General features: G+C 65.4%; 10 protein-coding genes, 2 tRNA genes and 1 pseudogene. 5 read left to right on the plus strand and 8 right to left on the minus strand.

Going from position 1 to position 12,790, the window contains the following annotated elements:
- The first annotated feature begins 40 nt into the window (after window positions 1–40).
- Both K9D25_RS05965 and K9D25_RS05970 read left to right on the plus strand, forming a co-directional pair.
- Window positions 41–520: a hypothetical protein gene (locus K9D25_RS05965; protein ID WP_244449961.1), complete on the plus strand. Its 480-nt coding sequence runs from the start codon at window positions 41–43 to the stop codon at window positions 518–520.
- Window positions 521–617: 97 nt separating this feature from the next.
- Window positions 618–704, plus strand: a tRNA-Leu gene (locus K9D25_RS05970).
- A 71-nt stretch (window positions 705–775) separates the two neighbouring features.
- Here the strand turns inward: K9D25_RS05970 and cysN are convergent.
- Together cysN and cysD are read right to left on the minus strand one after the other, a co-directional pair.
- Entirely contained in the window at window positions 776–2,671 is a 1,896-nt protein-coding gene (gene cysN / locus K9D25_RS05975; RefSeq protein WP_244449962.1) for a sulfate adenylyltransferase subunit CysN, read from the minus strand.
- Window positions 2,671–3,579: a sulfate adenylyltransferase subunit CysD gene (cysD, locus tag K9D25_RS05980; protein WP_244449963.1), complete on the minus strand. Its 909-nt coding sequence runs from the start codon at window positions 3,577–3,579 to the stop codon at window positions 2,671–2,673. Before cysD ends, cysN begins: the two co-directional genes overlap by 1 nt.
- A gap of 457 nt (window positions 3,580–4,036) precedes the next feature.
- Here cysD and K9D25_RS05985 point away from each other — a divergent pair.
- Window positions 4,037–5,123: pseudogene (locus K9D25_RS05985) on the plus strand (IS3 family transposase).
- A gap of 34 nt (window positions 5,124–5,157) precedes the next feature.
- Here K9D25_RS05985 and K9D25_RS25050 read toward each other — a convergent pair.
- From K9D25_RS25050 to K9D25_RS06000, 4 genes are all read right to left on the minus strand, one after another.
- Window positions 5,158–5,424, minus strand: coding sequence for a hypothetical protein (locus tag K9D25_RS25050; protein WP_432207936.1), 267 nt, complete (start codon window positions 5,422–5,424; stop codon window positions 5,158–5,160).
- A gap of 448 nt (window positions 5,425–5,872) precedes the next feature.
- Entirely contained in the window at window positions 5,873–6,340 is a 468-nt protein-coding gene (locus tag K9D25_RS05990; protein WP_432207937.1) for a DUF6998 domain-containing protein, read from the minus strand.
- A gap of 407 nt (window positions 6,341–6,747) precedes the next feature.
- The gene (locus K9D25_RS05995) at window positions 6,748–7,989 is read right to left on the minus strand and encodes a tyrosine-type recombinase/integrase (protein WP_347881465.1); all 1,242 of its coding nucleotides are present in this window, start codon (window positions 7,987–7,989) and stop codon (window positions 6,748–6,750) included.
- Window positions 7,990–8,122: 133 nt separating this feature from the next.
- Window positions 8,123–8,199, minus strand: a tRNA-Arg gene (locus tag K9D25_RS06000).
- 171 nt (window positions 8,200–8,370) lie between these two features.
- Between K9D25_RS06000 and K9D25_RS06005 the strand changes: the two genes are divergently transcribed.
- Both K9D25_RS06005 and K9D25_RS06010 read left to right on the plus strand, forming a co-directional pair.
- Complete coding sequence (locus tag K9D25_RS06005) at window positions 8,371–9,309, plus strand: thermonuclease family protein (RefSeq protein WP_244449965.1); 939 nt, start codon at window positions 8,371–8,373, stop codon at window positions 9,307–9,309.
- An 83-nt stretch (window positions 9,310–9,392) separates the two neighbouring features.
- Entirely contained in the window at window positions 9,393–10,814 is a 1,422-nt protein-coding gene (locus K9D25_RS06010) for a M48 family metalloprotease (RefSeq protein ID WP_244449966.1), read from the plus strand.
- Between the two features lie 37 nt (window positions 10,815–10,851).
- On the opposite strand, the gene K9D25_RS06015 is transcribed toward K9D25_RS06010, so the two are convergent.
- Together K9D25_RS06015 and K9D25_RS06020 are read right to left on the minus strand one after the other, a co-directional pair.
- Window positions 10,852–11,733 carry an RNA polymerase factor sigma-32 gene (locus K9D25_RS06015; protein ID WP_244449967.1) on the minus strand — a complete coding sequence of 294 codons (882 nt, stop codon included), beginning with the start codon at window positions 11,731–11,733 and terminating at the stop codon, window positions 10,852–10,854.
- A gap of 225 nt (window positions 11,734–11,958) precedes the next feature.
- On the minus strand, window positions 11,959–12,561 hold the full coding sequence (locus K9D25_RS06020; protein WP_244449968.1) for a CarD family transcriptional regulator: 603 nt from the start codon (window positions 12,559–12,561) through the stop codon (window positions 11,959–11,961).
- Window positions 12,562–12,790: the final 229 nt, after the last annotated feature.

Below are 12,790 nucleotides of genomic sequence, written 5' to 3' on the forward strand. Positions count from 1 at the left end.
CTTCGTTCCGCTCCTTCCGGTCACGCATCAGGGCACTCCCATGCTGAAGACGGCCGCTACCGCGCTCTGCCTGCTCCTTGGTCTCGCCGCCGCGCAGGCGCAGGAGACGCAGGCGCTGGATTCCTCCGGTGCCTCCACCGGGCCCTCCGCCGCCGTGCCGCCGCCGGCCCCGGCAGGGGATGCGCTTCCCGCGCCGGTCGCCTGCACGTTCGAGAAGGTGTTCGTCTGCACCCCAGCGGGCTGCAATCCCTCGCCGGAACTGGGCACGATCGATCTGCCGGCGCATTTCCTCATCCATTTCGGCGAGCAGATCATCGCCAGCGTGTCGGACGACAAGGTGCCGCATATCAGCTCGATCCAGAGCGTCATCGGCGATGGCGACACGCTGATTCTCGACGGCAATGACAATATGGCGGCCTGGGCGATCCAGCTGTCGCTCGATAAGCCCGAGGCGACCCTGACGACGCTCGCCGGTGGCAAGGTGCTAACCTCCTTCGGCACCTGCGCCCCCGCCAAGTGATGCCGCCCATTCTGTGATCGCCACGAGAGCCGGCTGTTGACCGCAGCCGGCTTTTCTCTTGGCGGCGCGCGTCGTTTCGTTATAGACAGCGCTCCGCGCGGGCGTGGCGGAATCGGTAGACGCGGCGGACTCAAAATCCGTTTCTGGTGACAGAGTGTCGGTTCGAGTCCGACCGCCCGCACCAGTTCTCTCAGCACCATCACTCCCGGCCCCGCCGTCCCGCCCCCGCGGGGCGATGACGGCGCCGCGCCGGGATCAGCTGAGATAACCCCGCTCCAGCAGATAGGCGAAGATGCGCTCGGCGGCGGCCTCGGCGGCCAGTGCCCCGCTCTCGATGGTGAGCTCGGCGGCGAGCGGTGGCTCATAGGGGCTGTCGATACCGGTGAAGTTCCGGATCTGTCCGGCCCGCGCCCGCTTGTAGAGCCCCTTCACATCGCGCGCTTCCGCTACATCCAGCGGCGTGTCGATGAAGATCTCGACGAATTCGCCGGCCTCCAGCAGCTCGCGCGCCATCTGCCGCTCGGCGCGGAAGGGCGAGATGAAGGAGACGAGCACGATCAGCCCGGCATCCACCATCAGCCGCGCCACTTCCGCCACCCGGCGGATGTTTTCCACCCGGTCGGCATCGGTGAAGCCGAGGTCCTTGTTCAGCCCGTGGCGGACATTGTCGCCGTCGAGCAGATAGGTGTGCTTGCCGAGCGCGTTGAGGCGCTTCTCGACCAGATTGGCGATGGTGGACTTGCCGGCGCCGGAAAGGCCGGTGAACCACAGCACCGCCGGCTTCTGCAGCTTCAGCTGCGAACGGCTGGCCTTGGACACGTCGAGCGCCTGCCAGTGCACATTGGTCGCCCGCCGCAGGCCGAAATCGACCATGCCCGCGCCGACCGTCTGATTGGTCATGCGGTCGATGACGATGAAGGCGCCGGTCTGCGGAATCTCGGCGAAGGGGTCGAGCGCGATCGGCTCATGGGTGGCGATGTTGACCACCGCGACATCGTTCAGTGCCAGCGTCTTGGCCGCCAGCTTCTGGAAGCTGTTCACGTCGATGCGGTGCTTGATCTCGGTCACCGACATGACGACGGTACGGGTGCCGATCTTCATGAGGTAGGGACGGCCGGGCAGCAGCGCCTCCTCATGCATCCAGATCAGATGGGCGGCGAACTGGTCGGAGACTTCCGGACGGGCATTCGCCGCCGCGATCACGTCGCCGCGCGAGGCGTCGATCTCGTCTTCCAGCGTCAGCGTCACCGCCTGGCCGGCGCCGGCTTCGGGCAGTTCCCCGTCGGCGGTGACGATGGCGGCGACGCGCGAGGTCGCGCCGGAGCCGGCGACCACCACCGCCTCGCCCACCCGCACCGTGCCGGAGGCGATGGTCCCGGAGAAGCCGCGGAAGTTCAGGTTCGGCCGATTGACCCACTGCACCGGCAGGCGGAACGGGCGCGTATGGGCGCCGTCCTCCACCTCCAGCGTGTCGAGATGGTCGAGCAGCGAGGGGCCGTCATACCAGGGCGTGTTGGCGCTGCGGGCGATGACATTGTCGCCATGGCGGGCGGAGATCGGGATCGGCACCAGCGTGCGGAAGCCGAACTGCGCGGCGAAGGCGCGGTATTCCGCGACGATCTGGTCGAAGACCGCCTGCGAATAGTCCATCAGGTCGATCTTGTTGACCGCCAGAACCACATCCTTCAGCCCCAGCAGCGCGACGATGAAGGAATGCCGCCGCGTCTGGGTGAGGATGCCCTTGCGCGCATCGACGAGGATCACCGCCACGTCGGAATTGGAGGCGCCGGTCGCCATGTTGCGGGTGTACTGCTCATGGCCCGGCGTGTCGGCGACGATGAATTTGCGCTTCTCGGTGGCGAAGAAGCGATAGGCGACATCGATGGTGATGCCCTGTTCGCGCTCGGCCGCCAGTCCGTCGACCAGCAGCGCGAAATCGAGATCCTCGCCGGCGGTGCCGTGCTTGCGCGAATCCGAGGCGAGCGTCGCCAGCTGGTCCTCGAACAGCAGCTTGGTGTCGTAGAGCAGCCGGCCGATCAGGGTGGACTTGCCGTCATCCACGCTGCCGCAGGTGAGAAAGCGCAGCAGGCCCTTGTCTTCATGGCGGGCGAGATAGTCGGCGGCGCCGAGGGAGGTGATCGCCTCGTTCATCAGAAATAGCCCTCGCGCTTCTTCTTCTCCATCGAGGCGGCCTCGTCATGGTCGATCAGCCGGCCGGCGCGCTCGGAGGTGCGGGCGAGCAGCATCTCGCCGACAATAGCCTCCAGCGTGTCGGCATCGCTCTCGATGGCGGCGGTGAGCGGGTAGCAGCCGAGCGTGCGGAAGCGCACCCGCTTCATCTGCGGCACCTCGCCCGGCGCCAGCGGCAGCCGCTCGTCATCGACCATGATGAGCTGGCCGCCGCGTTCCACCACCGGCCGTTCGGCGGCGAAATAGAGCGGCACGATGGGGATGTGCTCGGCGAGGATGTACTGCCAGATGTCGAGCTCGGTCCAGTTGGACAGCGGGAAGACGCGGATCGATTCCCCCGGCCGCACGCGGGCATTGTAGAGGTTCCACAGTTCCGGGCGCTGGCTCTTGGGGTCCCAGCCATGGCTGGCGGTGCGGAAGGAGAACACCCGCTCCTTGGCCCGGCTCTTCTCCTCGTCGCGGCGCGCGCCGCCAAAGGCGGCATCGAAGCCGTGCAGCGTCAGCGCCTCCTTCAGCGCCTCGGTCTTCATCACATGGGTGTAGAGCGAGGAACCGTGGTCGAAGGGGTTGATGCCGCGCGCCACCCCGTCCTGGTTGGTGTGGACCAGCAGCTTGAAGCCGAGGCGTTTGGCCATGGCGTCGCGGAAGGCGATCATCTCGCGGAACTTCCACGTCGTGTCGATGTGCATCAGCGGGAAGGGAGGGGGCGAGGGATAGAAGGCCTTGGCCGCGAGATGCAGCATCACGGCCGAATCCTTGCCGATGGAATAGAGCATTACGGGGTTGGCGAACTCGGCCGCCACCTCGCGCATTATGAAGATCGATTCCGCTTCCAGACGCCTGAGGTGCGTCATCCGTTCCGACGACATCGAACCCGCCTCTCTCTCCTGATCGCCGCCGCCTGTCGGCGCGCGGGTGCGGATGTCCGCGCCACGGCCCCGGCCGAAGGCGCTCGACCGTGACCGGGGCGCGTGGCCGGATCGCCGTCGCCCGCGGACAAAACCGCTGCCGGACCGGCGCCGGGACCAACCTCACGTCCGGCGTTCTTAGAGACGGCCGAGAGGTCGGTCAATATCTCACAGCGTGTATTTGGTGTTGCTGATCAATATACGTACATGTGACGTGATTAATGGGCAAGCAAACTTGCAGCCGTGACGCCGCTCAAATCCCTACCCCGACGTGATTCCGTACGCGTCGACGCATGCCGCCTTCTCGGCGGCACGCCGCGCCCGGCGGGGTGCTCAGACCGCGATGCCGGTAATCCTCCCCGCGAATAAGGGGCTTCAAAAGTAGAATTTTCTCGGCAAGATGCTCGAGGAGATTTTGATGAAGAAGAGCCGTTTTACCGAAGCCCAGATCATGGCTGTGTTGCGCCAAGCGGAAGGCGGTGTCCCGTACCTGAGCTTTGCCGGGAGCACGGCATCAGAAGTGCCAGTTTTTACAAATGGCGGGCAAGATATGGGGGTATGGATGCCTCTATGATGAGCCAGATGAAGGCTCTTGAGGACGAGGACCGCCGATTGAAGCGGATGTATGCCGATTTGAGCATGCAGGCGGATCTGCTGAAGGAGGCTCTCGGAAAAAAATGAGGCGGCCATCTCAGCGCCGAGAGCTGGCCGGGAAAGCAGTGGCGCAACGCGGCGTGAGTGTCGCGCTGGCATGCAGGACAGTTGGCGTCAGCGAAACCTGTTTTCGGTATAGCCCAAAGCGCAATGCCGATAACGATGAGATCGCCGATCTGTTGCTTGGGCTTGTGAAGGTGAAGAAGACCTGGGGCTTCGGTCTCTGCTTCTTGCATATGCGCAATGTCCAAGGCTTTCGCTGGAACCACAAACGAGTCTACCGCATCTACCGCGAGCTTGAGCTGAACCTGAGGATCAAGCCCCGCCGGCGGCTGAAGCGCGAGAAGCCAGAGGAGCTGGCGGTGCCCGATGCGCCGAACGTGGTCTGGTCGATGGACTTCATGGCGGATCGCCTGGCGGACGGTCGCCAGTTCAGGCTTCTGAACGTGTTGGACGACTTCAATCGAGAGGGACTGGGGATCGAGGTTGACTTCTCACTGCCTGCCGAGCGGGTCGTCCGCAGCCTCAACCAGATTATCGAATGGCGGGGCAAGCCACTGGCAATCAGGGTCGATAACGGTCCCGAATACGTCAGTTCGAAGCTGGTCGAATGGGCAGAGAAGCAAGGGATCGCATTGAACTATATCCAGCCCGGCAAGCCTCAGCAGAACGCCTATGTCGAGCGCTACAACCGAAATGTTCGGCATGAATGGCTCGATCTGTATATTTTTGATAGCATAACGGAGATGCAGGAGATCGCCACTGAATGGCTTTGGACTTATAACCACGAACGGCCCAACATGGGCATTGGCGGCATTACACCCGCTCAGAAACTGAAAATGGCCGCGTGAATTCTATCGCTGAACCCCGCTAAAACGGGAAGGATTACCAGGCATGGCCGGAGGGAGTCCGGTTCGCATATGCGGCAGACCGTTCGTGCCGTGCCGAGGGCCTCGCTGTCAGTCTGGCCACATAGGGCGCAAGATCGAATGCCTTAGCCTCAGGGGGTGTTTCCGGCGCCTCTGGCGTTCCGAGAGACCGTAGCCACCGCTCAATGGCTTCATGAACGGTGAGATAGCGAGCGCCAGCCGACCGGACGTCCCTGGTCCGCAGCGACACGACAATTTCGACCTTGCCCGCCGCAGCCCTCAGCGAGGGGGGATCACTCTCCGATAGCGGAGAACCCCGTGCCGAGACCGCTGAATATAAGGCGCCTCAAGAAGCCAATTTCCAGCCAAAGAATGTAACCCCTAAGCCGTGACGCCGGGGTTAAGTCATTGATGTTAAAGGGAAATGGTTCCAGGGACGTCTTCGCATTAATTGAATTAACGATTTGATATTGAACGACAAATTATTTTTTGAAGATTGCATATGCCAACGCAAATCCAACAAATCGTCTGGCTGCCAACGGATTGCGCCGGACTAGCTCGAACCGTCGGCGCGCCACAAAGTGTTTCGTATCAATGGTTTTCCGGACTTCCCCAGACGGCCTCGGTGGAGGTGGTGGCCCGGAAGGGACTCGATCTCCTTCGCCATCTCTCGAATCCGACCCAACCGACCGGCAAGCCCCTCCACGTCGTCTAGATGGATCTCCATCGTCTCAATAATTGCCATCGATCCTCCGCAGCCGATCCCCTTCTGAAACGCGTGTGTCGGCCGTCCTGATCTGACCTCTGGTCAGCGAACGTTGGTTCTGAAAGACCGTCGGAAACGCGGCAGTAGCTACACGTTCTGGTCCGTTGAACACGACCAGCCCGCGCGCGTTCTCGAAGTCAAGATCGAAGAACAGCAGGTGATCGGCCTTCGTCTCTGTCTGACGGAACGCCGGTCCCTTGCCCGTGCCCGTCGCCTTGACTTGGACGGTTCGGCCATCCGGGGCATAACCATCGATGCCGGCCATTGATCGTGCAGCTACAAGCCGTAGCCCGAACAGTTCGACAGCGATGGCCTCGCCCAAGTCCCCGACGAGATTGCCGTCGAGTGTGAACTTCAAACCGATAGCCTTGTAGTGGTTGCGCAGCTTGTTACGCGCCGTGACGAGTTCGGCGATAGCCGGGGGCAGTTGAATTCAAGCATGCTCGGTGCCGCGGAATGATCTCTGCATACGCCTTGTTCATCCATTCTCGCGCTCACGACTGTGTTCTCGCCAAAGTCGTGAAGCTTGCCCCATTTCTCTGTCGCGGCCATCGGCTTGTCGAGGCCCTCGGGACCATTTTGCTGCGGAAAAGTGAGCAGGTTCCAAACGAAAGCTTTCGAGGAGCATTCGCGATTCAAGAAAGGCAACAATGGCGTTGGGTCCAGAGGGGCAGCTATCTGCACAGTGTCAGCCAAAACCGGCCGGTCCGCTGTCGGCCCCAAAACTGCCGTCCCAGAACGCTGTTGCGAATGGCGCTTTGCACCCCTTATCGGCCATTCTTCCTCATTCCAGCGAACCCCTGCCTCCGCGGCCATGCAGTTGTCTTGTCGGTCGGCGCCTCAGCCCTTCTTCGCCGGCGCCGTCCTCAGCGCGTCGAGATAGTCGGCCCACACCTGCATCATGCGCACGCGCTCGTCCCAATATTCGGCGGCATGGGTGTAGGCGCGGCGGATGGCGTTGGCGTCTTGATGCGCGAGCTGGCGCTCAATAGCGTCCACACTCCAATGGCCCATCTCGTTGAGCCGTGTCGCCGCCATGGATCGAAAGCCGTGCGAGGTCATCTCGGCCTTGTCAAAGCCCATGCGGCCGAGGGCCGCGTTCAACGTATTCTCGCTCATGCCTCGGTCATCCGAGCGTAGGCTGGGGAACACGAAACGGCCCTTTCCGGTGAAGGGGCGAATCTCGTCGAGGACCGTGAGTGCCTGCCGCGCCAAGGGCACCTTGTGCGGGCGACGCATTTTCATCCGCTCGGCGGGGATCGACCAGACCGCGCTTTCCACGTCGATCTCGCGCCACTCCATCAGGCGTAACTCTCCGGGCCGCACGAAGGTGAGTGCCGCCAGTTTCAGCCCGGCGGCCGTGAGGACGTTGCCCTGATAGTCATAGATCGCCCGCAGTAGCGCGCCGATCGCGGTCGGCTCGATGATCGCGGAGTGGTGTCGGGTCTTCGGTGCGGTAAGGGCGCCACGAAGGGGATGCGTCGGGTCAATCTCGGCCTTTTGCGTGCTGACCGCGTAGCGGAAGACGCGACTGCAAATCCCACGCAGGCGGCGTGCGGTCTCAAAGGTGCCACGCCCTTCCACCTTCTTGAGGAGTTCGAGCACCTCGGCGGGCTTAATCTGGGCAATGGGCCGGTCGCCGAGGGCAGGGTAGGCGAAGTCCTCGAGCAGCCACTTGGCGCTGCTCACCGTCGAATCAGCCCGGCCTTCAGCCTCCAGCTTGGCGAGGTACTCGGTGCCCAACGCCCGGAACGTGTGCTTCGAGAGGGCGTCAGACTCGACCCGTTCCTGCTTTCGCTGCGCGGCAGGATCGAAGCCCGCCGCCAGAAGCGCCTTCGCTTCGTCCCGGCGCGCCCGTGCGTCCTTCAGGGAAACGGCGGGGTAAGCGCCGAATGATAGCTGCTTCTGCTTTCCGTCGAATCGGTAGGCCATCCGCCACAGCCGGCCACCAGAAGGGCTGACGAACAGATGAAGGCCGCCGCTGTCGGATAGCTTCCGGGGCTTATCGGCTGCCTTGGCGCTTCGGCAGATCGTGTCCGTCAACGTCATCTTGTTGGCATTTGATTCGAGCGAGTTGGTCAATGCCAACAATTATGCCAACAAAATCGCTGGATGCCAACGGATCGCGCCGGACTAGCTCGAACCGTAGATGCGGCACAAAGTGTTACATATCAAAGCGTTTATGGAATTCCTCGGACAGCCTCAGTGGAGGTGGTGGCCTCCCGGAAGGGAATCGAACCCCTGACCCCAGGTTTAGGAAACCTGTGCTCTATCCTGCTGAGCTACCGGGAGTGACCGCGCGTACATGACCCGAATTGGGCGCGGCGATCAAGGGGGCCGGGGTGCATCGCCGTTCTGCCGCGCCACATCGGTCCGCGCCGACGGGGTGGGCGGAGGCCGGGCTTTGCGCTAGGCTGCCGCAAAGGCACGGGAGCCACGGGCGGACGGCACGTGGAGAACGCCATGGCGACGCGCACGACCTCCAGGCTGTCTGACCCGCGCGTCCGTGCCCGCGTCCGGGCGAGCCTTGCGCCGTGGGTGCTCGCGGCCATCGGCCTGCTGGTCCCAGGGGCGGTTCTTGCCGCCTCCCCGCCGCCGGCTTCCGTCGCCGCGCCCTGCCTGCCTGCGCCGCTCGCGCGCGGCCATGTCGCTGAGGTGACGGCGACCGGCGATCTGGTTTTGCACGACGGTTCCGTCCTGCGGCCCGCCGGGCTGGCCGGCGGCGGCGCGGGCAAGGCGGTGAGCTGGCGGGCGGCGCTCGCCGGGCGGGTCGCGGGGCGCGAGATCGCCTTCGCCGCCGGGCCGGCGCGCGACCGCTACGGCCGGCGCACCGCGCTCATCGCCGATCCCGTCGCGCCCGTCGTCGCGCCCGTCGTGGCGGAAGAGCCGCCGACCGTGCAGCAGGCGCTGCTGCGCGAGGGCGTTGCGGTGGTTCGGCCGGAAGATGCGGTGCTGGCCTGCCTGCCCGCCTGGCTGGCGGCGGAAGCCGAGGCGCGGCGCGCGCAGCGCGGGCTGTGGCGCCAGCTGCCGCTCGCGGCCGCCAATATCGCGGCTTTGCGTGCGCAGCAGGGCCGGTTCACAATCGTGGCAGGCTATATTCTTGACGTTGGAAAGACGGCCCGCGTGGATTACCTCAATTTTGGCCGGGTTTGGCGTCAGGATATGACGGGAAGGGTTGAGGCCGAAGGTCAGGCGTCGTTGGCGGCGCGTGGTCTGGCATCGGCCGATCTTGCCGGGCGGCTTGTGCGGCTGCGCGGCACGCTGTTCGAGGCCGGCGGGCCGGCGATCACGGTGCGGCGGGCGGAGCAGATCGAACTGGCTGGCGACGCGGCGCACGCGCCGCGCGGCCGCGGTATGGAAAACGGGGCGGAAGGCCGGGCACGGCCGACGGGGGACGAGTGACGGCAGCGAGGAGCACAAGCGGGACGCAGCGGGCCGCGCCTTTCGGGCGCGCGCGGGCGCGCGCCTTGTTGCCGCGCGCCCTGATGCTCGCGGCTGCGCTCCTTGTGGCCGGCTGCGCCGCTGTCGACGACAAGCAAGCCTCCGCCCCCTCGGCGATCAGCCGCGACGATGCGCTCACCCCGGCGCAGCGCAAGGAACATGAGCGCCTCGTCGCCTCCTATGGCGGGGCCTATAACGATCCCAAGCTGCAGAAGCAGATCGAGCTCGTGGTGGCGCGCCTCGTCGCCGCCTCGGAGCGGCCGGATCTGCATTACCGCGTCACCATCCTCAATTCCCCGGCGGTCAACGCCTTCGCCCTGCCCAATGGCTCGCTCTATGTGACGCGCGGCCTGCTCGCCCTCTCCTCCGACAATGCCGAGCTCGCCTCGGTGCTGGCGCATGAAATGGCGCATGTCATCGCCAATCATGCGGCGACGCGCGAGGACCAGATGAAGCAGGCGGTGCTGGTCAGCCGCGTCATTTCCGATGTGGTGAACGATTCCGATCTCGGCGCGCTGGCGCTGGCGCGCAGCCGGGTGTCGCTCGCCAGCTTCTCGCGCGGGCAGGAACTGGAGGCGGACGCGATTGGGGTCGGCATCAGCGCCCGCGCCGGCTTCGATCCCTATGGCGCCGAGCGCTTCCTCACCACCATGGGCCGGCAGGCGGGCATGCGCTCCATGTCGATGAACCAGAGTGCCGGTGCCGATTCGCCCGATTTCCTCGCCACGCACCCGGCGACGCCGGAGCGCATTTCCATCGTCATGGCCAATGCGCGCGAATATGCCTCGCCGGACAAGCCGGGGGAGCGCGACCGCAAGCAATATCTCACCGCGATCGACGGGCTGGTCTATGGCGACGACCCGAAGGAAGGCTTCGTCCGCGGCAGCCGCTTCTTCCATCCCAAGCTCGGCTTCACCTTCACCGCCCCCGCCGGCTTCACGCTGGAGAACACCTCGCAGGCCGTGCTGGGCGCCAGCGCCTCCGGGCGCGAGGCGCTGCGGCTGGACGCGGTGCGCGTCGCCGGCGACCAGTCGCTCTCGCAATATCTGTCGTCGGGCTGGATCGAGGGGGTGGAAATCTCCACGGTGGAAAGCCTCGTGCTCAACGGCTTTCCTGCCGCCACGGCGGTGGCGCGGGGTGATCAGTGGTCGTTCCGCATGTTCGCCATACGCTTCGGCAGCGATGTCTACCGGCTGATCTTCGCCGCGCGCGAATTGACGCCGGATCTCGACCGCGCCTTCCGCGAGGCGGCGGAAACCTTCCGCCGCGTGTCGATTGAGGAGGCGGAAAACGTCAAGCCGCTGCGGCTGCGCATCGTCACCGCCGGCCTCACCGACACGCCGGAGCGGATGGCCGCGAAGATGGACGTGCAGGACAAGGCGCTGGAGCGCTTCCTCATCCTCAACGGGCTCAATCGCGGCGACAAGCTCGGCTATGGCGAGCCCTACAAGATCATCGCGGAATAGGCTTTGGTTGGCTCCGTGGCTGCGCCTCGGGCCTGCTTCAGGCGGTAAAGGCGCCGCGCGGCACGTCCGGGCCGTTGGTCAGCGCGACGCGCAGCTTCTCGATGGCGCGGCTCTCGATCTGCCGCACCCGCTCCTTGGAAATGCCGAGCCGTGCGCCGAGCACTTCCAGCGTCTCGCTCTCATCGGTCAGCCGGCGCGCCTTGATGATGCGGAATTCGCGGTCATTCAGCCCGCGCAGCGCGCCGATCAGCCAGCGCCGCTGGCGCTCGCCGTCGATTTCCCGGCTCACCTGCTCGTCGGGCAGCGGATCGGTGGCCACCAGCTGGTCGAGCCGTTCCGCCCCGTCCTCCTCGCCGGCGGCGAGCGGCGCGTTGAGCGAGAGGTCGGGAATGTTCAGCCGCGCGTCCATGCGCGCCACTTCGGTGGCGCTCACGCCGAGCTTTTCGGCGATGGAGCGGTGCAGTTCCTCGCGGGTCGGGGCGGCGGCGCCCTCATTGGCGCGCTCCAGCCGTGCCCGCACCCGGCGCAGATTGAAGAACAGCGCCTTCTGGCCGGAGGAGGTGCCGCCGCGCACGATCGACCAGTTGCGCAGCACATAGTCCTGGATCGCGGCACGGATCCACCAGGTGGCATAGGTGGAGAAGCGCACCTCGCGTGTCGTCTCGAAGCGGGCGGCGGCTTCCATCAGCCCGATATGGCCTTCCTGCACCAGGTCGGACATGGGCAGGCCGTAATTGCGGAAGCGGCGGGCAATGGCGAGGGCGAGGCGCATATGGGCGTGAATGAGCGCGTGCAGCGCCTTCTGGTCGCCTTCCTCGCTCCAGCGGCGGGCGAGGTCGTATTCTTCCTCGCGTTCGAGCAGCGGCGTCGCCATCGCGGTGCGCGCCATCTGGGTGCTGCGGCTGGCCTGTTCGCTCATGCGCCTCTCCCCGAACCTGCCGGGCGGGGGACGGCATGCACCGGCGGTTGACCGCCGGGGGGGCGCCGCGCCCAGGCCCGAACGGGGCATCAACGCGCCGGGGGGCAGGAAGTTCCCGCGCGGGCGGCGCGAGATAGGGCGCGAACAAGCCTTGTCAATGAAAAGGCCCGGCGCGGGCCGGGCCTTTCGGGACTTGTCAGCGACGCAGCGCCGGGTGTGCGCGCCTCAGGCGGCGGCTTCCTCGGTGTCGGCCTCGTCATCGGCCTCGGCGGCGTCGGCTTCCGCCTCGCCCTTGCCGGTGCGGCGCGGGCCCTTGAGCAGGTTCTGCTCGATGAGCTTGATCGCCTCGGTCTCGGTCAGATTGTCGACGGCGGCGAGCTCGCGCGCCATGCGGTCGAGCGCGGCTTCATAAAGCTGGCGCTCGGAATAGGACTGCTCGGGCTGCGCCTCGGAACGGTAGAGGTCGCGCACCACTTCGGAGATGGCGACGAGGTCGCCGGAATTGATCTTGGCCTCATATTCCTGCGCGCGGCGGCTCCACATGGTGCGCTTCACGCGGGCGCGGCCCTTGAGGGTTTCCAGCGCCTTCTTCATCACCGTCGGCTCGGAGAGCTTGCGCATGCCGACCGAAGCGATCTTCGGCACGGGGACGCGCAGCGTCATCTTGTCCTTCTCGAAATGGATGACGAACAGCTCAAGCTTGAAGCCCGCAACTTCCTGGTCCTCGATCGCCATAATACGCCCGACGCCATGGGACGGATAGACGATGTGCTCGCCCGTCTTGAAACCCTGGCGGATGTTGCTGGTCGGCTTCTTGGTCGACGTCATTCTGTGCCTGCTCCTGGGTCTCGGTTCATCCGGCGCCGCGTCGCCCTCGGCGCGCTGCCGCCTGCGGCCCGGCCGCAGGGAAAAGAAACACCCCGGCGCCCCGCGGATGCGGGAGCCGTCTTTCAGCCGTCGACGGAAAATTCAGGGATGCCCTTCCTGCGGCGTGCGCCGCACGAGGAGCGAAGACCCGACATCGGTTCCGGGAGGGGCGCTCCGGGAAGGGAGCGTT

It is taken from the genome of Ancylobacter polymorphus (assembly GCF_022836935.1).
Classification (GTDB): Bacteria; Pseudomonadota; Alphaproteobacteria; order Rhizobiales; family Xanthobacteraceae; genus Ancylobacter; species Ancylobacter polymorphus_A.